The following is an 18,619-nucleotide window of genomic DNA, read 5'->3' on the forward strand; positions in this document are numbered from 1 at the left end:
TTTGGGGACGCCTTCGTTTCAGCTTATGCTTTCTTGTCAACGGACGTAAGCTTTTCTTTTTTCCCTTCCTCTTCCGCTTCACGTGCAGCGAAGTTTGGCGTACCGGCTTGCGTTTCCCCTTCCGCTTCGCCGTTGTCTTTTGGGTCTTACTCCCATTCCGATGCCTGCGTCGATGCATGAGGCAGCCTCCTTCAGTTCCTTTGCTCCCAGCCGGTCGGGCGGAAGCCTCTCCCTTACACCATATGCACAGGTCCTAGGCATCACATGGACGAATGCCTCCATCAGGCTTGAAAATAGTCGGATATCCAGCCGAAACGCGCATGCCCATGCCCTTTTTTTCAATACGGAACGAATACCCTGCCTCCGCGGGCAAGGCGACATACAATAAACCAGAAGCAAATGTCCCTGTATAGGCACATGCTATTTTCTCAAAATAGGGATAAATGTACTGTCCCCTGATGACGCATGGAAATATATTCAATAGGGCAGTACCTCCGCAGCACTTTGCCTGATTCTCTAATCGGTGAAAGAAAGGAGTGACTGGATTGAAAATTGTGATCATGGCCGGAGGGAAGGGGACGCGATTCTGGCCAAGAAGCGTGGAGGCAAAGCCGAAGCAGTTCCTTAAGCTGACCTCCGAGCAGGAGACGATGCTGCAACAGACCTACCGGCGTTTTCGGCGTTTCCTCCCTGCGGAAGATGTACTGCTGGTCGTCGGCAAGCATTATTTGCCGCTTGTGAAGGATCAGCTGCCGGAGCTGACGGATGAGCAGATCATCGTTGAGCCTGCGCAGCGGGATACGGCTCCATGTACGGCCTTGACGGCGTATCACTTTCTCCGCAAGAAGATGGACGAAGTGCTGGTCATTACTCCTTCGGATCAGTACATCCCGGATGAGCATGCTCTGATGGAGGCCCTGTATGCCGGGGCGCAAGAGGCGGAGAAGGACGGTCATGTGGTCACTCTGGGCATTGTACCTACCCGGCCGGAGACGGGGTACGGGTATATAGAGTCGCAGGACCAGGGCTTTATGGTTGACGGGAAGGAAATCAAACCGGTGAAATCTTTTATTGAGAAGCCGGATGTCCATAAGGCACAGCAATTGATCAAGAACCCGAATGTCTATTGGAACAGCGGCATTTTCATTTGGAAGCCCTCGACCATCGAGTATTACATGAGAATCCATCAGCCCGACCTATGGAACAGCATCACCAAGCGGTATGGGCAGCTGTCGGAGGAATATGCCCTCCTGCCGAAGATCTCGATTGATTACGCGATTCTGGAAAAGGTGGACCGGATCCTGACCATTCCGGTGAGCTTCATTTGGGATGACGTAGGTGCCTGGACCTCCCTGGAGCGCATATTTCAGGCGGATCCGGAAGGAAACATCGTGCAGGGCGATATTGCCGCAGAGCAGGCATATGACAATATTCTCTACGTGGAGAACCAGAGAGCCGCCGTCATCGGTGTCCGGGATTTGATTGTGGTTTCAACACCCGACGGGCTGTTGATCTGCCACAAATCCGAGGAACAAAGCATCAAGCAGATGATTGCTCGCATGGAGTCCATGGAGTCCAATAAAGGAGGAAATGAAACGTAATGAAAGCATTGATTACCGGAATCACCGGATTTGTCGGCAGCCATATGGCGGAGTATCTGCTGAATAATAACATTGAGGTGTACGGAACCATTCGGCACCGCAGCAGAATGAACCACATCAGTCATCTCGTCGACGACCTGAACCTGGTGGAGTGCGAACTCCGGGATCCGTTCTCCGTAGAGTCGGTGATCGGGCACGTCAAGCCTGATCTGATCTTCCATTTGGCTGCGCAGAGCTTCGTTCCGACCTCCTGGAATTCTCCGATGGACACCATTCATAACAATGTGGCCGGACAACTGAACATCTTCGAAGCGGTCCGGCGTCTCGGTCTGAACAGCAAAATTCAGATCGCCTGCTCCAGTGAAGAATACGGGCATGTGGAACCGAGTGAGGTACCGATCAAGGAAACCAACCCGCTGCGTCCGCTCAGCCCGTATGCGATCAGCAAGGTAACACAGGATTACTTGGGCTATCAGTACTACAAGAGCTACGGGCTGCATGTCGTTCGTACCCGGACCTTCAATCACACGGGGCCCCGCCGTGGCGAGAACTTCGTGACATCGAACTTCTCCAAACAAATCGCGGAGATCGAGAAAGGAATTAAGCCTCCGGTGATCCACGTCGGTAATCTGCAGGCGAAACGGGACTTCACCGATGTCCGTGACATTGTAAGGGGCTACTGGCTGGCGCTGGAGAAGGGCGACCCTGGAGACGACTATAACATCGCCTCGAATACGTGCTGGACGATTGAGGAGATGCTGAATCTGCTTCTGTCCTACAGCAAGGTGGAGGTGCAGGTTCAGGAGGATCCGGCGCGCCTGCGGCCGTCTGATGTCGAAATTCCTGCTCGGTGACTACTCCAAGTTCCATCAGAAAACCGGCTGGAAGCCGGAAATCCCCTTCGAGCAGACGATGCTGGATCTATTGAATTATTGGCGCGACAGGGTGTAACAGAGGTGAAGGGAGGATAGACTCGTCCATGTCCAAATTCGTACTGGCGGCAGCAGGGAGAACCTCCAAGATCAGCGCTGCCTCACCTTCAACCCTCAAAAAACGCCGCAAAAGGCATCGCATCAGAAAGAAACGTATGCCTCTGCGAGCCAAGGTTGTTAAGCCTGCGCGCAAGCGGCGAAAGGCCAAATGGGTGGGGAAAGGGCATTGGCTTCGGAGGAGGCTCAGGCTGCAAAGGGCCAAAAAGCTGAAGAAGCTCGTCAACAAGAAGAGAAGACGCATCCGGCATAGGGACGAGAGACAGGATACTCCCGTTCCCGTCTCCATTGCAGGATACCAGCCGCCTGAGGGCGCGCAGCTGGAAGAGCAGGATACGATTCTTCATAAGCTGTACCGGAGCATGCTGCTGGATGGGGAAGGCTTCGTCCGTGAACTGCACAGGCAGGTGCTTCATCGGGATGCGAGTGATCAGGAGGCTGCTGAATTGACTCAGCAGCTTTCCTCCGGCACCGATAAGGTGCATATTGCCGAACTTGTCATGCTGTCAGAGGAAGCACAGCGATTGTATGAGCAGCCGTTTCTGTCGGCCGGGCGCAGCAACCGGGATACGATCGGTGCGATCATCAATCAGGCTTACGCTTCCAGTCATTTATTTTTCGTGCACTTTTTGTACTATGAATTGTTATCCCGGCTGCCTGAGGAATCCGAGCTGCGGGGTCACATGGAGCATCTGGTTCGCGGAGTTCCCCGATCCCATCTCATCCGGGCTTTCCTCCTTTCCGAGGAATGCCGTGGACTGCTCTCCTCGCATGAGCCGCCCAGAAGACCGGTTAAATATTTGCGGAACCCAAGCGACCCTTCGACCGGTGAAGTCAGTATCGGTATTTTTATGGGATTCCCTCACGTTACGCCTCTGGACGGCGAAGGCATCGGCAGGTTCAGTATCCGGCTGATCGACGGAATGCTGAGTACATGGGACCGTCTGAAGGTGTATATCACGACGACGGAAACCAACTATGACGAGTATCATAAAATTTTCGCAAGGCAGCTGGAGCAGTATGCCGGACGGCTGGTTCTGATGAAATCCGACAGCATGGAGACGATCAACCGCACGGTTCCCGTTCATGTGTGGCTCGTGCCTTACGTGGGTCTGGAACTGGCGGTCTATTTACAGCGACCTTATGTTCTTTGCCTGCATGACCTGGTCTATCTGCATTTTAAAGAGCTGTATTTCCGGAAGTCGCCGGAATTCTGCGATTGGATGGAACGGGTCGTATACCGGATGGCCGAAAGGGCGGCAGCCGTCGTATTCAACTCCGATTACATCAAGCGTAAGGAAGGGATGGAGTACCTGGGTCTGCAGGAGCCGAAAACGCAGGGTGATTCGGCTCGCCTCTCCTCAGGATGAATACAACTTTATGGGTCTGGTTCCGGAAGCGGAATTTCGGATCAAGTACGGCCTCGCTGACGAGTACATTGTCTTCCCCTCGGTCATACGGTTTCATAAGAACCACAGCCGCCTCATAGAGTCGTTCATCGCTTATAAGAAGATTAAGCCGTCTAGATTGCAGCTGGTGATCACGGATCAACTGACACCGGACGGACTGAACAGCGATCTCTACGGCGAGCTCGGCCGTTATCCCGCCGAATTGCTCGCAAGCGTGAGATTTATCGGCCGATTGCCATCGGGTGAGCTCCCTGCATTGTACAAATATGCTAAGGGAACCATCGTACCGACCCTCTTCGAGGGTAGCTGCCCGTTCCCGATTCTTGAATCTCTTACGATGGGAACGCCGGTGGCTGCGGGCCGGCTGGAGGTGACGCAGGAGGTGATCCGGGATATGGAGGCCTTCATTACCTTCAATCCTTACTCCGTGAGCGAGATGGTGGCCGCGATCGCTCAGCTGGACCAGCCGCAGGCAGCCTTGGCCGTAAGGCAGCAGGCGGCGATTCAGGAAACCCTGCAGAGGACCTGGTCCCACGTCGCCGGCGAGTATACGCAGCTGCTGGAGCATGTAGGGAAAGCGAACTGAGAATAAATAACCCGCGATGCTATGCATCAGCGGGTTATTTGTGTTTGAGGTTTCCTTTCAACGGCCTGAGCCGGGAGTGTGAAGGTGACGGTGGCGGCTTCAGGCGCGTTACCGGCCGCAGCCTCCGAGGACTCCACTGGCACCTTCTGCAGCTCGAAGGTGACGATACGGCGTAAGGATCGCAGATTTCCTTGATTTACTACTTCAACGTTACCGTCGGCGGTCAGCAGGAATTCGGCGGTCAGAGGTGCATCGGGGCCAGGAAGGGAAACGTCGACCCTGATCTGGCCGGACGGTTGATCGTCTGCCGGGGAACGGGGGGAGGCCGGTGCAGGAGGCTGACTTTCCGCGCTGACATCGGAATTGACCTCAGTCTGTACCTCATAGATGTTGTTCTCGTAAGAGCTCGTGTAGCTGGCATTATAAGTATCCGTGTAAGTATCGGTGTAAGAAGTAATCGTCGTACCCTCCTGTATGGAAGGACACGGAGGAAGGGGAGGCGTGTCAGGAGTGACAGGAGAGACAGCGGTTGTCGCAGGGACTTCCTGGGCATCCGTCTTGAGGCTGGAAGGCTCATTGGAATAAGAGGCAGGTGCTGGCGAAGCCGGTAACGATGAGGTCCGGCCGGCCCGCTTGAGCCGGTTATGACTCAATAACGCTTCCCCTACCCGTTCCATGGCTTGAATCAAGCGCTCCCGCGAGCCCGCGATCTTCCCCTCTCTGTATAACCGGTCCGCTCTTCGAAGGAGGGAGAGGGCTGCTTCAATCTTACGCTTGCAGTATCGTTTTTCATTCACACGGATCACTCACCCTCTTCGTTTTCTGCCCTTGGGTTTGGCGGTCGCCTTCAATGCCCTGGTGATCATGAGGAGAGCTGCAGACAGCTGATCCTCGGCTGACTCTGCATGGTCCGTTTGAATGGAGCTTTTGGCGCGTTCCAGGTAATGTTCTGCCGACCTCAGGGCCGTCAAGGTTGTTTTCTTTTTGTGCACCGCAGACCCTCCTTATACAAAAGTTTGACCAAGTTCGTAGAGGGAACTTGGTCGAAAGTGGGGAGTCAAGCTATAAGCCGGCAAGAATCTCCTTGAGCTGCTCGCAAATATAAGCAATATCGCCGGTTTGCAGCGCACCATGTGAAGGGACATTCAAGCCGGTCGCCGCAATCCGGTTGGCAACGGGGAATTCGTCGGGCTGCTGCAGATGCTTGAAGGGGGGGAGGATGTGCATGGGGTAGAAGAACGGCCTGGTTTCGATGCCTCTTTCCCTCATCCGGCTCATCACTTCATCACGCTGCTTCTCCGTGCCGTCCTTGAGCACTACACTGAACATCCAGAATACATTCTTTGCCCATTCTTTCTCGGTGGGGAGAAGCAGGGAATCAACGCCCTCCAGATGCTTGACATACTCGGAGGCCGCGCTCAGTCTGCGTTCGATATGCCAGGCGATATTCTCCATCTGTCCGCATCCGATGGCCGCTTGAATATTTGTCATCCGGTAATTGTAGCCAATCACAGGGAACCAGTACTTGCGCCGGGGGTCGATCCCTTGGCCCTTCAGCTGTCTGATTCGGGCGGCGAATTGATCATCGTCGGTGGTCACGACGCCGCCTTCCCCGGTGGTAATAATCTTATTGCCGAATAAGCTGAAGGTGGCGCTGTGTGCGATGGATCCGACCATACGGCCCTTGTATTTGGCCCCAAGAGCCTCGGCCGCATCCTCGATGACGAAGAGGCCGTGCTTTTGTGCGATATCCAGAATCGGGTCCATATCCGCCGGATGCCCATACAAATGCACGGGGATAATGCCTTTGGTTCTCGGCGTAATCTTGGCTTCAATGGCACGCGGATCGATGTTCCAGGTCTCGGGCTCCGAATCCACAAAGACCGGCGTGGCTCCACAGTAGGCGACTGCATTGGCTGTCGCCACGAAGGTGAACGTCGGTACGATGACTTCATCGCCTGGACCGACGCCATGCGCCAAGAGGGTCAAGTGAAGTGCGGTCGTTCCGTTGCTGACGGCGATCGCATGCTTGGTTTGACAGAATGCTGCAAACAGGTGCTCGAATTTCTCAATATAGGCTCCATTCGAGGAGATCCAGGTTGTATCCACACAATCCATCACGTATTTCTTCTCATTCCCGTTCAGTACGGGAAGAGCAATGGGGTAAAAGTCACCAGCCACCAACATGACCTCCTAAGTCGATACTAGTCGTCCGTTCTCAGCTTAATGACACGGCAGGGCACGCCTACTGCGGTGCAGCGTCCCGGCAGGGGGCGGGTGACAACCGACCCGGCGCCGACCATGGCCCAGGGGCCGATCTCGATGGCATCGATTACGCGCGTGCCCGTGCCGAGGAAGGTGCCCTTGCCTACCGTAACATTGCCTGAAAGTGCACTGCCCGGAGCGATATGACATGCCTCTCCGATATCGCATTCATGATCGACGGTTGCACCGGTGTTGATAATCGACAGCCGGCCGATCTTCGCTTCCGCATTAATGACGGCGCCTGGCATGACAGCCACGCCATCCCCCAATTGAGCGGAGTCGGATATCCAGGAGAAAGGGCTGATGGCGCTGACCAGGCGGAACCCGAGGGATTCGAGCTGCTGGCCGAGCTGCTGCCGAACACGGTTGCTGCCGATCGCGATAAAAGCGTGCTGAATCCCTTGGGCATGGAGGCCGGCGAGAAGGGAATCGTCCCCGAGGACCGGCAGTCTGGCCACACTGCGCAGGGAGGGGTCCTTGTCTATGCAGCCGACCAGCTCTATCTTCGGATCCGCACGCAGGATATCGATGACCACTTTGGCGTGGCCGCCTGCACCAAGAACCACAACTTTTTTTCGGTTTGCTTCAAGCAGAGCGCTTCACTCCTTCCGCCACGGTTCGGGATAAGAATAGGACTATCCCATTGTATGTTCTGGTACTAACGTTGGTATAAACGGGTAACCAGCCTCCCGAAATTAGGCGGGTAGGAGCGGTTGGTCAATTGCATTGCCTGCAGCCTGTGGGATCACTATCTTCTTTGAAAGGTCTCAGCTAGGGATTTTTTCTATATTTGATATATATTGTATCAATCGCCGTCTCCAAATCGTGCATAGCAACATATTCTTTTAATGTAATAGGTTCAGCTTAATGGTAGGGAAGGAGAAATGCCCGTTGAAGAAGAGAAAATGTATCATTTACGGGAATTGTCAGACCACACCCCTTCAAAATTATTTAAAATCATCGCCTACTTTTTTATCTCACTTTACGATATTTGAGATTCCGCAGGTTCATCATGCAGACAGGTTGAGGGGCCTTCCCGACGGTTATTTCACCGATTGTGATTTGTTTATCTACCAAAAGGTAAGTTCCAGCTACAGCTACAAGCTATCCTCGGATTACCTGTTAAGCCTGCTGCCTCGCAAGTGCATTACGATCAGTTTCACCAACTGCTATTTTACCGGCTATTTTCCCCAGTTTGTTGTAGACCCAAACGGCTTTACCTATGGAGATATCAATGTCGTGAGATTACTTGAGAGGGGGGTGGGCAAGCAGGACATTCAGGCCATCCTGGCTGACGAGAGTTATTATTCCGCCGACTTCCTGGAATCGAATCTGGCCAACACCCTTTATGAGCTTAGGCGCCGTGAAGCAGGTGTGGATATCCAAGTGGCTGATTATATTGAGAAGATGTTTCGGGTGGAGAGGCTGTTCTATACGTATAATCATCCAAGATACTATTTGACCTGGTACGTGGCACAGAAAGTCCTTCAGCAGCTGGAAATTTCGCCGCTCGAAATAGCCCCGATTGTTTCTGAGTCTTATGCAAGCGACCAGACGCATCCAATCTACCCGAGTGTACTGAAACATTTGAACATCCAGTTCCAGAACCCGAGTGACTATCAGCTGTTTATGAATGGTTATCCTGTCTGCTTTGGGGAATACATGTCTTACTATATTGATTATGTCAAAACCAAGATGTAACACCGGCGCCCCCGGTTCATTTCAACTTCTCGACGTAGAACTCGGAGACTTCAATAGAGGCTTGGCCCTCCCAATGAAACCTGATCTCTTTTAATGCATGAGTGGTATTGTCATTAATATGAATATGAAGGGTAAACAAGTGGCGGCCCTGCTCCAGGTTTTTGATATGATGAATGGCATACAAGGTAAAATCGGGTATCCAGGCACCCATGTAGAAGCTACCGACCAGCCGGTCGGACCGTTCTTGAAGCGGTAAGGATGATCGAGAAGGCATAGACACCTGCAGGCATCGTTTGGATATATTCCGCAATTAGCAGGCCTGGGGCATCACGGCCGGCTTCTGCTTGTCGGCAGACGAAGCTTTCGTTCTTCCCATAAACCGAGGTGCCGGTGAACGCTCCAATCGTTTCCAGGCTGAAGGCTGTGAATTGACCGGTATGAGCAGGAAGATTGGTCTTGATACTCGGCTTGCGATAGAGTGGCTTAATCTCTTCTTTGACAAAGGGAGCTTGGACGTGGCGGTCGCTTCTCTCGGGAAGTCCGTCCTGGATTTGCCGGTAAAAACGCTTCAGCTGCTGCAGCGCATAAGTTCGGCTGAATACGTTACGGAACAGCGCATACTGCCTTCGCGATATGTCTTCCAACGCTTCGAGATTGTGGAACAGCGATGAGGCCCGAAGCTGAAGCTCGTGAACCGAGGAGCACATGCCTGTTTCATTCAGCAGGTCCAGGCTGACGCCGTGATCCAAGGCTTCTTTCGTCAGTCCGGATTGATATAGGAACAATACCGGAACTCCCATACACATCGCTTCGAGCGGTGTGAAGTGAAGGTGGTAGAACGAATGAAATCCGATGTAGATGAACAGGCGCGAGGAGGCGATCTTGGAGTAAATGAGGTGGAATCCAAATAACCGGATACCTGCCCGCCGCTTTGCCCCTTCGTACGATTTTTGCCGAGTACAATGTACAGCAGTTCGGAAAAAACGGGATGCAAATTCGGAATAGACATCCTGTGCAGGGTGGGCACCGTCCAGGTAAGAGATGGCGGTGCTTAGGTAGGGCTCGGACTCTCCGGACCTCCACCGGAATCCAAGCCGTACAGGATCGGGGACCAGATATATTTATCGGATGCAGCGAACTTGGCCTTATCTATGCGCAGAAACTCCATCGGCTTGGTATAAGAACTGAAATCTCCATGACCGAATACGCGAAAAATGACATAGCCGTTGAACCAATCGAGAGCACTAGCGACCATATCCGGAAAACTGGCGATATAGAGAACGTCAATATGCTGATTGATGAGAGCAGCCTCCCGGAAGGTTACCCTTCCCCGCTTGCCGACAATATCAATTCGCCGGATCTCAACCGTAATATAAGTAGGCAGAGTACAGTATTTCCTCCAATGGGGATAGAGCTTGTGCGCTTCGTTATCATAATATTGGTCGAACTTGACCAACGTGGGATCGCCGAGGCAGGGGATGATCTCAGCCCCCTCTTCAATCAGGAGAGGCACCTCCCAACTCTATGGCTTATACACATTATATTGGGGGATTGGACGAATGGTTCGGGCGGTTGGCTCGGGTTCGGGTTTTATCGAATGAAAAGCCCCGGTCTATGGAAGCGCCGAGGCATAGATAAGCTCATGTGAGCTTTTGGATATAAAGATTCGATATTTCGATGGGATGGTTGCCCTCCCAGTAGAAGCGAAGCTCCTTCGTAGCTTCGGAGGATTCAGGCGAAACATTGACCATTAACGTAAACAGGCTTTCTCCTGCCTGAATGGATCCAATACGGTGGGTCGCATACAGTACGAAGTTAGGAATCCAAGTGCCCATGGAGAATGTGCCTATTGGCTGCGAAGTGGGCTGGTAGGCTTTGATATTCACGGAAACGGCATATAGCCCTGTCTCCATAAATTCGATATATTCTCCTATAAGCATTCCGGGCGTGTCGACACCGGGCACCGCAAGACGTGCAATGAAGTCGCCGTTATTGCTGTGTACCGGTCTGCCGGTCAGGGAGCGGATGGTGTCCATACCGAAGCGGAACATTTGCCCCTGTTCTTTGGGCAGATCCTGTTTGATGGTTAGTTTTCTGAACAGCGTACCGGGGGAGGCATTCATCAGGGCAGGCTCCTGATAGGGTTCCTGACGGTTTTGCACGACATACTCCTGAACCCGGTTGACTAAAGTTCGTGCTGCTGCAAGAGCTCTCGTGCGGCTGAACACCTGCCCCAGAATAATACTTTGGTTTAACGTTAGGTTTTCAAGAAAGTCAAAGTGATGGAAGGCTTCCTTAACCGCTTGGGACAGCTCTTGTATATCCCGGTACATCCCGATTTGGCGTAGGGTTGCGTTACTGACTCCGAAGTCCCTTGCCTCTTGAGCAAGACCCGAGCGCTCCAGAAACAGCACCGGCACTCCCATGCTGATGGCTTCGATCGGGGTGAAATGCAGATGGAAGTTAGAATGAAAGCCAAGATAAATGAACATGCGGCTGCAGGCAATTTTGCTGTGGAATGTGCTTGTATCCGTATAGCCCGCGATATTGTCAGCAGAGCCGGTAAAGGCACTCTTCGTGTTTTTTCCCAAGACGAGAGACGGAATATCCTTAAAATGCTTGGTGAATTGATCATAGATCTCCCGGGCAGGATGTTTCCCGTCCATGTAAGAGATCGTTGTGCTGATGTAAGGCTGGGATTTCCTGCCGATCCATTGGGAGCCCAGCCGCTCCGGAGAAACAAACGCATTCAGGTAAAGCTTATTCTTGACAATGCGAGGATCCTCGGGCAGGTCCAGGCTGGCTAGGATGGGGGACCAAATATACTTGTTATGCTGATGGAACTTATTCTTATCCATTTTGTAGAAATCCATGACCCGGGAGTAGTTAGTAAAATCGCCATGCCCGAATACGCGAAACAACGGATAACCCCGGAACCAATCCATGACGTTGTTCACAATATCGGGAAAGCTTGCGATATACATGACATCGATCCAGCGATTGAACAGTTCTGCCTCTGCGTGGTTGAGCTTTCCGCGTTTGCCGATGATATCAATACGGCGGAGCTCCTCCAGCACGGGGGTCGGAATGGTGCAGTGCTTGCGCCAATGAGGATATAATAGATGGCTTTCATTGTCATAATGGGAATCGAATCGAAGTAAGGCAGGGTCCCCTAGGCAGGGGATGACTTCCGCACCAGCTTCAACGAATAGAGGGATTTCCTCATATCGTAATGTTTCATGGGAGCATAACCAAAATATACGCGGAGCGGCCAAGTGAGGTCACATCCTTTCCCAAATGAATGCTATCAATATCCTATCTTATTGTAGGAGGTATGCATCCGTTCGGGCTAATCTACATGGGAAGAATGAAAGGGCTGATGTCAAGAAGAGCAGGGGGGAGAGGGGCGCTGCCCTTATCGCCTCAAAAGAGTTCTATAAAAGAAAGCGGAACGACCGTTCAGCTCCGCTAGAGTCCACACCACTTCATCAGCATACCCGATTGAACAAAGTCCTTCTCCGAATCCGTAGTTGAGAAGCGGATCTCCTTCATGGAGTAAACGCTTTGATCCCGGGCGAGCAGGTTCTTCATGGCATCAACTTACCTTCGGCATAGCCTCAGGCAGGGTGTAAGGGACGGCAGACAGATTGAAGCCTTTGCGGATGAGCCATACGGCAAGGATCATTCATTGGCTGCCACCGGCAGCGCCAGAACCGCACCCCAGACCGAGAGCTGAGTAAATACACCGAACATAACGAGCAGGGCACACAGAAAAACAAGCACCGAACCGGTCATACCCAAGATGGGAATAAACCGCGGGACGAGCCTCGACTTATAAAAGATATAACTGTACAGCATCGTGTTGATGCCCAGCATGAAGTTGGGACCGAGCAGGAAGGTCCAGTCATGTACGGCTTTGAGCGAAGCGGCGGAGGCGTAAAAAGAGGCGGGATCCGGAGCGGCTGCCGCTGCATATTCGCGGCTTAGGGTCAAGAGGGAGGGAGAGTACGCTGATGATACCGACTGTAATGACAACGGCCTCGAGAAATCGGAAGAGCACATGCCCGAGTGCGAGCGTTTCATTATATCTGCGCAGATACGGGAACATCGTAATCGAGGTGCCGATGGCGGAACCGACGGAATTAACTCCATCACCGCACCCAGAACCACCTGGTTGGCATGTGCAGAGCCCTGAATCAGGGGATCGGTACTGTTCAGGATCGGATCGTACAAAAGAAGACCTGCTACCGCTGACACCGCCGCAAGGATAAACAGAATGCCCGCCATTTTGGCGGCTTTTTCATTGGAATTCATTTGGACAGCTCCCTTCAGATTATCATTCACTGGGTGGATCTCCGTAGAAGAATACCTCTTCCAAAGGTAAACCAAAGGCGTGTGCAATGCGGAAAGCCAGCTCCAGCGAAGGGGAGTAGTTTCCCTTTTCCAGAGCCACGATGGTTTGTCTTGTTACGCCCACCTTGTCAGCCAGCTGCTGCTGCGTCATTTCATTATGGTTGAACCGTAATTTGCGGATGTGATTGCCGACAAGAATTTTGCCCATCTTAGACCCCTCTGCGGTAGTGATAAAGTTTGGTAAAGGACCCGGTCACATCGGAGATGAATCCGGAGGCGATGAGGATCATGAACATCACCTGGGACGGCTGATCGATGACCAGCGAACCCATGGCAAGCAGGAAGCCGAGGACAAAGACAAAGAACGAATTGCGGAAGGCTTTCAAGTCAATCAGTCGATCCAGTTCATCCGCGAAGGTCGCTTCCTTCTCCCCGGTAGTGATCCTGAAGATGATGTTGAACACGATGCTGATCAGGATATGCGCGAGGATGGAAACCAGGGTCAAGCTGAGTACGAAGGAACCCCAGAACCGGAACGCTTCCGACGATTCCACCGCCCCTCCGTGATACTGCGGGTACATGTACAGACAGTAGAAGACGAAGATGAGGACGGCACTGATCAGGGATACGATGCTTTTTTTTCTTGATAGGTCATGCACTGCGCCACCTTTCGAATGTGGAGTTAAGTTTGTTATACACAATGTAATCTATACCATTCACAATATCAAGTTAAGTTTACATCAGCTAAACGGTTACTGCCAAAAGAACAGCAGCCCATGAAACCGCTCGTGAGGCAATAGCGGATGCGTTTCAAATATAATCTATTGACTTTATCAATGAGAATTATTATCATTCTGATATAGATTGATAATGATAATTATTATCGATTAATGATGGTAGGGCACGAGGGGGAAACATGCAGTGCGTAATGTTAGGACGTTTATCTTGATCGCATTTACTTTGGCCATTGTTCTGGCGGGCTGCGGCGGAGGAGCAGGTACCGATGCCAACACCGGCGGCGGAACCGCGGCATCACCGAATTCCGCAGCACAGACACGAACCATCAAGCACGCCTTGGGCGAAACGACCATTACGGGGGTGCCGAAGCGGATTGTAGCCTTGGAGTGGCTGTATGCCGAGGATGTGCTGGCACTTGGCATTCAGCCTGTCGGCATTGCAGATATTGCCGGGATGAACAAGTGGGTCAATATACCGGTGGAGATCGGCCCGGATGTGACCGACGTCGGCACCCGTCAAGAGCCGAATCTGGAGATGATCGCATCCTTGAAGCCGGACCTGATCATCGGTCTGAAATCAACGAGCAGAACGAATTATGAGTCCCTCAAAGGGATCGCGCCGACGCTCGTCTTCGACCCCTATCCGCCGGAGGGGGCGGGCGATCAGTATGGGGAGATGATCAGCACCTTCCAGACCATCGCGGAGGTGCTCGGCAAGAAGGACGAAGCCGCCAAAGTACTGAGCAGTCTGGATCAGACCTATGCGGATGCCAAAGCCAAGCTGACCGCGGCAGGGATGACGGAGAGGCCGTTTGCCCTCGCGATGGCTTACAGCAACCAGAATGCCGTAACGTTCCGGATCTCAACGGACAATTCCCAGGCGGTCAAGATTCTGGAACACGCCGGGCTGAAGAATGCATACAAGTCCGAGAAGTTCGAAATTTACGGGTTCACGACTACGGATGTAGAGGCGCTGCCCGCCCTGCAGGACGCGAATTTCCTGCATATTATCCAGGGAAGCGATAATGTGATTGAGAATCAGCTTAAAGATAATCCCGTCTGGAAAGGCCTGAATTTCGTTAAAGAAAACCGCGTGTATGCGCTTGGCGGTGACATGTGGCCATACGGCGGCCCGTTGTCTGCCCAGGTGATGGCCAAGAAGACGGCTGAACTGCTTACACCATGATTCCCAGTGAGAATCCTGCTCAAGCTTCCAGGCAGGCAGGCATCCATCCGGCCCCGTCCGTTACTTCCGGAAGGGGCTGGAAGCCGTTATGGATGCTGGCTGGGGGGCTTGCAGCGTTGTTCGTTCTTACCTTCGTCAGCCTGACTCAGGGGCTGGCGGACATCTCCGTCATGACGGTGGTGCAGGCCTTGGTGTTTCCCCAGGATACGGCGGATCATCATATGATCCGGAGTGTACGCCTGCCGCGGACGGTCATGGGTCTCCTGGCCGGGGCCGCCTTGGCGGTGTCGGGTGTGCTCATGCAGACCGTCACGCGCAATCCGCTCGCTTCGGAAACCACACTCGGGGTGAACGCGGGTGCTTATCTGGCCGTCGTCGCCGGGATGCTCTTCTGGCCGGGGCTTCTGCATCAGTATGCTCTGCCCCTGGCGGTGGCGGGAGGCACCTTGGCAGCCTTGGCCGTCTATGCGCTGGCCGGGAGAACGAAGGGCTCACCGCTTCGGATTGCCCTCTCCGGAATGATCGTTACTCTGGTCCTGTCGTCCGTCACGAGTGCGCTGATTCTGCTGAACCAGCAGACGACGCAGGGCATTTTTCTATGGGGCTCCGGCTCCCTGGTGCAGAATGACTGGGACGGCGTCAGGTTTACATGGCCGTGGATTCTGGGCGGGGTGATCGTTCTGTTCCTGGCGGCACGGCAGTGGGATGTGCTGACGCTGAGTGAGGAGTCTGCGCGTTCGCTCGGCCAGAATGTCGGCACTACCCGGTTCCTGGCGATGGGGGCGGCCATTGTACTGGCCTGCGTTACGGTGAGCGTGGTTGGTCCGATCGGCTTCCTCGGCCTGGTCGTTCCCCATCTGGTCCGCCTATCCGGCGTGTCCAAACATGCGGGATTGATCCCGCTGGCTGCCTTATGGGGAGCCGGGCTCCTTGTGGGGGCCGATGCGGTCTCCCGCATGTTCGTCAATGCCTACGGCGAGCTGCCGGTCGGCGCCATTACGGCCATGCTCGGCGCGCCATGCCTGATCTGGCTTGCCATGCGGGTGTCCCGCTCGATGGCCGGCGGACGCGATAGCTCCGGAGGCTCGATGATGGCGGGGACCGGCCTGCGGCGCCTTCCTTACCCGGCGCTGGCTGCGCTGACGGGCGTACTGCTGGTGCTGGTGTGGGGACTCAGCCTGAGCAGCGGCACCCTGCGCATTCCTTTGGCGGAAGTGGCAGCCGTATTGACAGGGGGCGGTGAACCGATGCACCGCCAGATCCTGCTCGAACACCGGCTGCCGAGGCTGCTTACGGCGGGGCTGTCCGGGATGGCGATTGCCGTCAGCGGCAGTCTGCTGCAGCATGCGGTACGCAACCCGCTTGGCGATCCCCAGGTCGTAGGCGTAACCAGCGGCGCAGGGGCAGGGGCGCTGCTGCTCATGATCGGCTTCCCGCAGCTGTCCGCCGGCTGGATTCCGGTTGGCGCTGTGCTCGGCGGGATCGCTGCCGCGGCATTGGTCTATGCCGTCTCCTGGAAAAGAGGGCTTCATCCGACCATCGTTACGCTGGTCGGCATTGCTGTAGCCGCATTCGGCTCCGCGATCATCAATCTCCTGATTATATACGCGAAGGTCGACGTGGCGCCGGCGTTATCCTGGATGGCCGGGAGCACCTATAACCGCGGCTGGACGGAGGTGCAGCGGATCGTGCCGTTCCTGCTTATCCTGCTGCCGTTGGCCGCTTGGCTCGGGCGCAGGGTGGATCTGCTGACCTTCAGCGAGGAGACCTCCACCGGTCTGGGGCTGCCCGTGCGGAAGACGCGCATGTATGTCGCTGTGATCGCCGTGCTGTTGTCTTCGATCGCCGCCGCGAATGTCGGTTCGGTCGGGTTCATCGGGCTGCTGGCACCTCATGCGGCCAGAATGCTGGTTGGTGTCAACCATCGGCAGTCGGTGGTCATTGCCGCGCTGCTTGGCGGGATCCTGCTGGCCGGCGCGGATTGGATCGGACGGATCGTCATGATCCCGAAGGAACTGCCGTCGGGTATTGTGACCGCGCTGCTCGGAGCTCCCTATTTGTTGTACTTGATGACGAAGTCCAATGGGACGAAGAGGATAGGATAGGCTCAGTGAAGCCGTGATCGGATAGAAGAGACAGGAGACCTGGCGAAGAAGGAGGCCACTGAAAAAGTCCGTCTTAAAAAAGCACAGCCCTTCAAGAAAATTGAAGAGGCTGTGCTTTTTTTGACGTATAATGGAGTCATCTCGAAAAGCGGGTGAGACGGATGATTCAACAACAACAAAGCTTGGTTCTGAGCCCTTACGCGGCTCTGTATGATATCGTCGTGCCGAAGGACAACATGCTCCGTCAAATCAACGAACTGGTGAACTTCACTTTTATCTTTGAAGAACTGCAGACAAAATATTGTTTGGACAACGGACGTAACGCCATTGACCCCATCAGAATGTTTAAATATTTGTTGCTGAAAGCCATCTTTGAACTATCTGACGTAGATATTGTCGAGCGTTCTAAGTATGACCTGTCGTTTAAGTATTTCCTGGGCATGGCACCGGAGGATCCGGTCATCGACCCGAGTTCTCTGACAAAATTCCGCAAACTGCGGCTCAAAGACATCAACTTATTGGACATGCTCATTGGTAAGACGGTAGACCTCGCTATCGAACTGAAAATCCTGAAGAGCAACTCCATAATCGTCGACGCTACGCATACAAAAGCGCGCTACAATCAGAAGTCGCCGCTAGAAATTCTGCGAGACCGTGCACGAAAGCTGCGAAAGTCCGTTTACACGATGGATGAATCGCTCAAAGCCAAAATGCCCGCAAAGAACACGAGCGACGTACTCGAAGACGAAATCGAGTATTGTCAAAAGCTTGTGACCTTCATCGAGTTGGAATCCGGGATCGCGCAAGTACCAAAGGTTTTGAATCCGTTACACCTGCTGAAGGAAACGGTGGAGGATGACATCGAACAGCTTCGTCTAACGGCGGATCCGGATGCTCGAGTGGGACATAAAAGCGCCGATTCTGCATTCTTTGGATATAAAACTCATCTGGCCATGACGGAGGAGCGCATCATAACGGCAGCTGTCATTACAACAGGCGAGAAGAATGACGGCAAGCAGCTGCAGACGCTCATCGAAAAAAGCAATGCAGCAGGAATGCAAGTTAAGACCGTCATTGGCGATACCGCCTACTCCGAGAAGGATAATATTTTGTACACAACGAACAATGAGATTGAACTTGTAGCAAAACTCAATCCGCTGATCACGCAAGGCAGCCGTAAGAAAGAAGAGGAATTTCTATTCAACAAAGATGCCGGCATGTACGTATGCCCGGCTGGTCACATGGCGACTCGAAAGGCCCGGCAAGGCAAAAAAGGCGTCGGTAAAAACCAACAGGATACCTATTATTTTGACGTAGAGATCTGCAAGAGCTGTCCGCTCAAGGAGGGCTGTTACAAAGAAGGCGCCAAGAGTAAAACTTATTCCGTAACGATTAAATCTGATGAACACGCGGAACAGATGGCGTTCCAGGAAACGGAATATTTCAAGGCGAAATCCAAAGAGCGCTACAAGATCGAAGCGAAAAACAGCGAACTCAAACATAGACACGGGTATGATGTTGCCACATCTTCGGGTCTGATTGGCATAGAAATGCAAGGTGCAATGGCCATATTCGCTGTAAATCTTAAGCGTATACTGAAGCTGGTAGATTGAAAAAAACGTATCGAGCAGACCAATTTTAAGCCTATAAAAAAGCCATCTGACCCTAAAAATGGGGGTAGATGGCT

General features: G+C 53.3%; 17 protein-coding genes and 1 pseudogene. 8 read left to right on the forward strand and 10 right to left on the reverse strand.

The annotated features are described in order from the left end of the window. Positions 1-545 precede the first annotated feature (545 nt). From PM3016_RS17470 to PM3016_RS39755, 4 genes and pseudogenes are all read left to right on the forward strand, one after another. Positions 546-1,601, forward strand: coding sequence for a mannose-1-phosphate guanylyltransferase (locus PM3016_RS17470; protein WP_013917031.1), 1,056 nt, complete (start codon positions 546-548; stop codon positions 1,599-1,601). Further along, positions 1,601-2,552 (forward strand): annotated as a pseudogene (locus tag PM3016_RS17475) (GDP-mannose 4,6-dehydratase). Before PM3016_RS17470 ends, PM3016_RS17475 begins: the two are co-directional and overlap by 1 nt. Before the next feature lie 193 nt (positions 2,553-2,745). After that, positions 2,746-3,960, forward strand: coding sequence for a DUF4214 domain-containing protein (locus PM3016_RS39750; protein WP_238540536.1), 1,215 nt, complete (start codon positions 2,746-2,748; stop codon positions 3,958-3,960). A 10-nt stretch (positions 3,961-3,970) separates the two neighbouring features. Then, positions 3,971-4,585, forward strand: coding sequence for a glycosyltransferase (locus PM3016_RS39755; RefSeq protein ID WP_238540537.1), 615 nt, complete (start codon positions 3,971-3,973; stop codon positions 4,583-4,585). Between the two features lie 26 nt (positions 4,586-4,611). Here the strand turns inward: PM3016_RS39755 and PM3016_RS17485 are convergent, their stop codons facing one another. The 4 genes from PM3016_RS17485 to PM3016_RS17500 all read right to left on the reverse strand — a co-directional run bounded on the left by PM3016_RS17485 (position 4,612) and on the right by PM3016_RS17500 (position 7,416). Continuing rightward, complete coding sequence (locus PM3016_RS17485) at positions 4,612-5,382, reverse strand: hypothetical protein (RefSeq protein ID WP_014370334.1); 771 nt, start codon at positions 5,380-5,382, stop codon at positions 4,612-4,614. Positions 5,383-5,391: 9 nt separating this feature from the next. Next, complete coding sequence (locus tag PM3016_RS17490) at positions 5,392-5,577, reverse strand: hypothetical protein (protein WP_013917035.1); 186 nt, start codon at positions 5,575-5,577, stop codon at positions 5,392-5,394. A 70-nt stretch (positions 5,578-5,647) separates the two neighbouring features. After that, the gene (locus tag PM3016_RS17495; RefSeq protein ID WP_187298018.1) at positions 5,648-6,772 is read right to left on the reverse strand and encodes a DegT/DnrJ/EryC1/StrS family aminotransferase; all 1,125 of its coding nucleotides are present in this window, start codon (positions 6,770-6,772) and stop codon (positions 5,648-5,650) included. 17 nt (positions 6,773-6,789) lie between these two features. Next, a complete protein-coding gene (locus tag PM3016_RS17500; RefSeq protein WP_081473230.1) occupies positions 6,790-7,416 on the reverse strand; it encodes an acetyltransferase in 627 nt (208 codons plus the stop codon). Between the two features lie 325 nt (positions 7,417-7,741). On the opposite strand from PM3016_RS17500, the gene PM3016_RS17505 reads away from it, so the two are divergent. Continuing rightward, positions 7,742-8,551, forward strand: a complete 810-nt coding sequence (locus PM3016_RS17505) for a WcbI family polysaccharide biosynthesis putative acetyltransferase (protein ID WP_014370336.1) — start codon at positions 7,742-7,744, stop codon at positions 8,549-8,551. Positions 8,552-8,769: 218 nt separating this feature from the next. Here the strand turns inward: PM3016_RS17505 and PM3016_RS17515 are convergent, their stop codons facing one another. From PM3016_RS17515 to PM3016_RS17540, 6 genes are all read right to left on the reverse strand, one after another. Continuing rightward, complete coding sequence (locus PM3016_RS17515) at positions 8,770-9,351, reverse strand: hypothetical protein (RefSeq protein WP_128758962.1); 582 nt, start codon at positions 9,349-9,351, stop codon at positions 8,770-8,772. Positions 9,352-9,602: 251 nt separating this feature from the next. Beyond that, positions 9,603-10,064 carry a hypothetical protein gene (locus PM3016_RS38165; protein WP_148279688.1) on the reverse strand — a complete coding sequence of 154 codons (462 nt, stop codon included), beginning with the start codon at positions 10,062-10,064 and terminating at the stop codon, positions 9,603-9,605. A 127-nt stretch (positions 10,065-10,191) separates the two neighbouring features. Beyond that, the gene (locus PM3016_RS17525) at positions 10,192-11,826 is read right to left on the reverse strand and encodes a glycosyltransferase (RefSeq protein WP_014370338.1); all 1,635 of its coding nucleotides are present in this window, start codon (positions 11,824-11,826) and stop codon (positions 10,192-10,194) included. Between the two features lie 406 nt (positions 11,827-12,232). Continuing rightward, complete coding sequence (locus PM3016_RS41580) at positions 12,233-12,865, reverse strand: DUF4386 domain-containing protein (RefSeq protein ID WP_014370340.1); 633 nt, start codon at positions 12,863-12,865, stop codon at positions 12,233-12,235. 22 nt (positions 12,866-12,887) lie between these two features. Next, the gene (locus PM3016_RS17535; RefSeq protein WP_014370329.1) at positions 12,888-13,112 is read right to left on the reverse strand and encodes a helix-turn-helix transcriptional regulator; all 225 of its coding nucleotides are present in this window, start codon (positions 13,110-13,112) and stop codon (positions 12,888-12,890) included. A gap of 1 nt (position 13,113) precedes the next feature. Then, positions 13,114-13,563, reverse strand: coding sequence for a hypothetical protein (locus PM3016_RS17540; protein WP_014370341.1), 450 nt, complete (start codon positions 13,561-13,563; stop codon positions 13,114-13,116). A gap of 262 nt (positions 13,564-13,825) precedes the next feature. Between PM3016_RS17540 and PM3016_RS17545 the strand changes: the two genes are divergently transcribed. The 3 genes from PM3016_RS17545 to PM3016_RS17555 all read left to right on the forward strand — a co-directional run bounded on the left by PM3016_RS17545 (position 13,826) and on the right by PM3016_RS17555 (position 18,545). After that, positions 13,826-14,827, forward strand: a complete 1,002-nt coding sequence (locus PM3016_RS17545; protein ID WP_014370342.1) for an ABC transporter substrate-binding protein — start codon at positions 13,826-13,828, stop codon at positions 14,825-14,827. Then, positions 14,824-16,932: a Fe(3+)-hydroxamate ABC transporter permease FhuB gene (gene fhuB, locus PM3016_RS17550; RefSeq protein ID WP_014370343.1), complete on the forward strand. Its 2,109-nt coding sequence runs from the start codon at positions 14,824-14,826 to the stop codon at positions 16,930-16,932. Before PM3016_RS17545 ends, fhuB begins: the two co-directional genes overlap by 4 nt. Positions 16,933-17,093: 161 nt before the next feature. Then, positions 17,094-18,545 carry an IS1182 family transposase gene (locus PM3016_RS17555; protein WP_014370190.1) on the forward strand — a complete coding sequence of 484 codons (1,452 nt, stop codon included), beginning with the start codon at positions 17,094-17,096 and terminating at the stop codon, positions 18,543-18,545. The last annotated feature ends 74 nt before the right edge of the window (positions 18,546-18,619 follow it).

The sequence above is a fragment of the Paenibacillus mucilaginosus 3016 genome (assembly GCF_000250655.1).
GTDB lineage: Bacteria > Bacillota > Bacilli > Paenibacillales > NBRC-103111 > Paenibacillus_G > Paenibacillus_G mucilaginosus.

Bases quoted from the DNA above. Each gene is read 5' to 3' on its own strand.
- PM3016_RS39755 (WP_238540537.1), top strand. From the start codon at position 3,971: ATGGGTCTGGTTCCGGAAGCGGAATTTCGGATCAAGTACGGCCTCGCT.
- PM3016_RS17495 (WP_187298018.1), bottom strand. From the start codon at position 6,772: ATGTTGGTGGCTGGTGACTTTTACCCCATTGCTCTTCCCGTACTGAAC.
- PM3016_RS17515 (WP_128758962.1), bottom strand. From the start codon at position 9,351: ATGGGAGTTCCGGTATTGTTCCTATATCAATCCGGACTGACGAAAGAA.
- PM3016_RS41580 (WP_014370340.1), bottom strand. From the start codon at position 12,865: ATGAATTCCAATGAAAAAGCCGCCAAAATGGCGGGCATTCTGTTTATC.
- PM3016_RS17535 (WP_014370329.1), bottom strand. From the start codon at position 13,112: ATGGGCAAAATTCTTGTCGGCAATCACATCCGCAAATTACGGTTCAAC.
- fhuB (WP_014370343.1), top strand. From the start codon at position 14,824: ATGATTCCCAGTGAGAATCCTGCTCAAGCTTCCAGGCAGGCAGGCATC.
- PM3016_RS17555 (WP_014370190.1), top strand. From the start codon at position 17,094: ATGATTCAACAACAACAAAGCTTGGTTCTGAGCCCTTACGCGGCTCTG.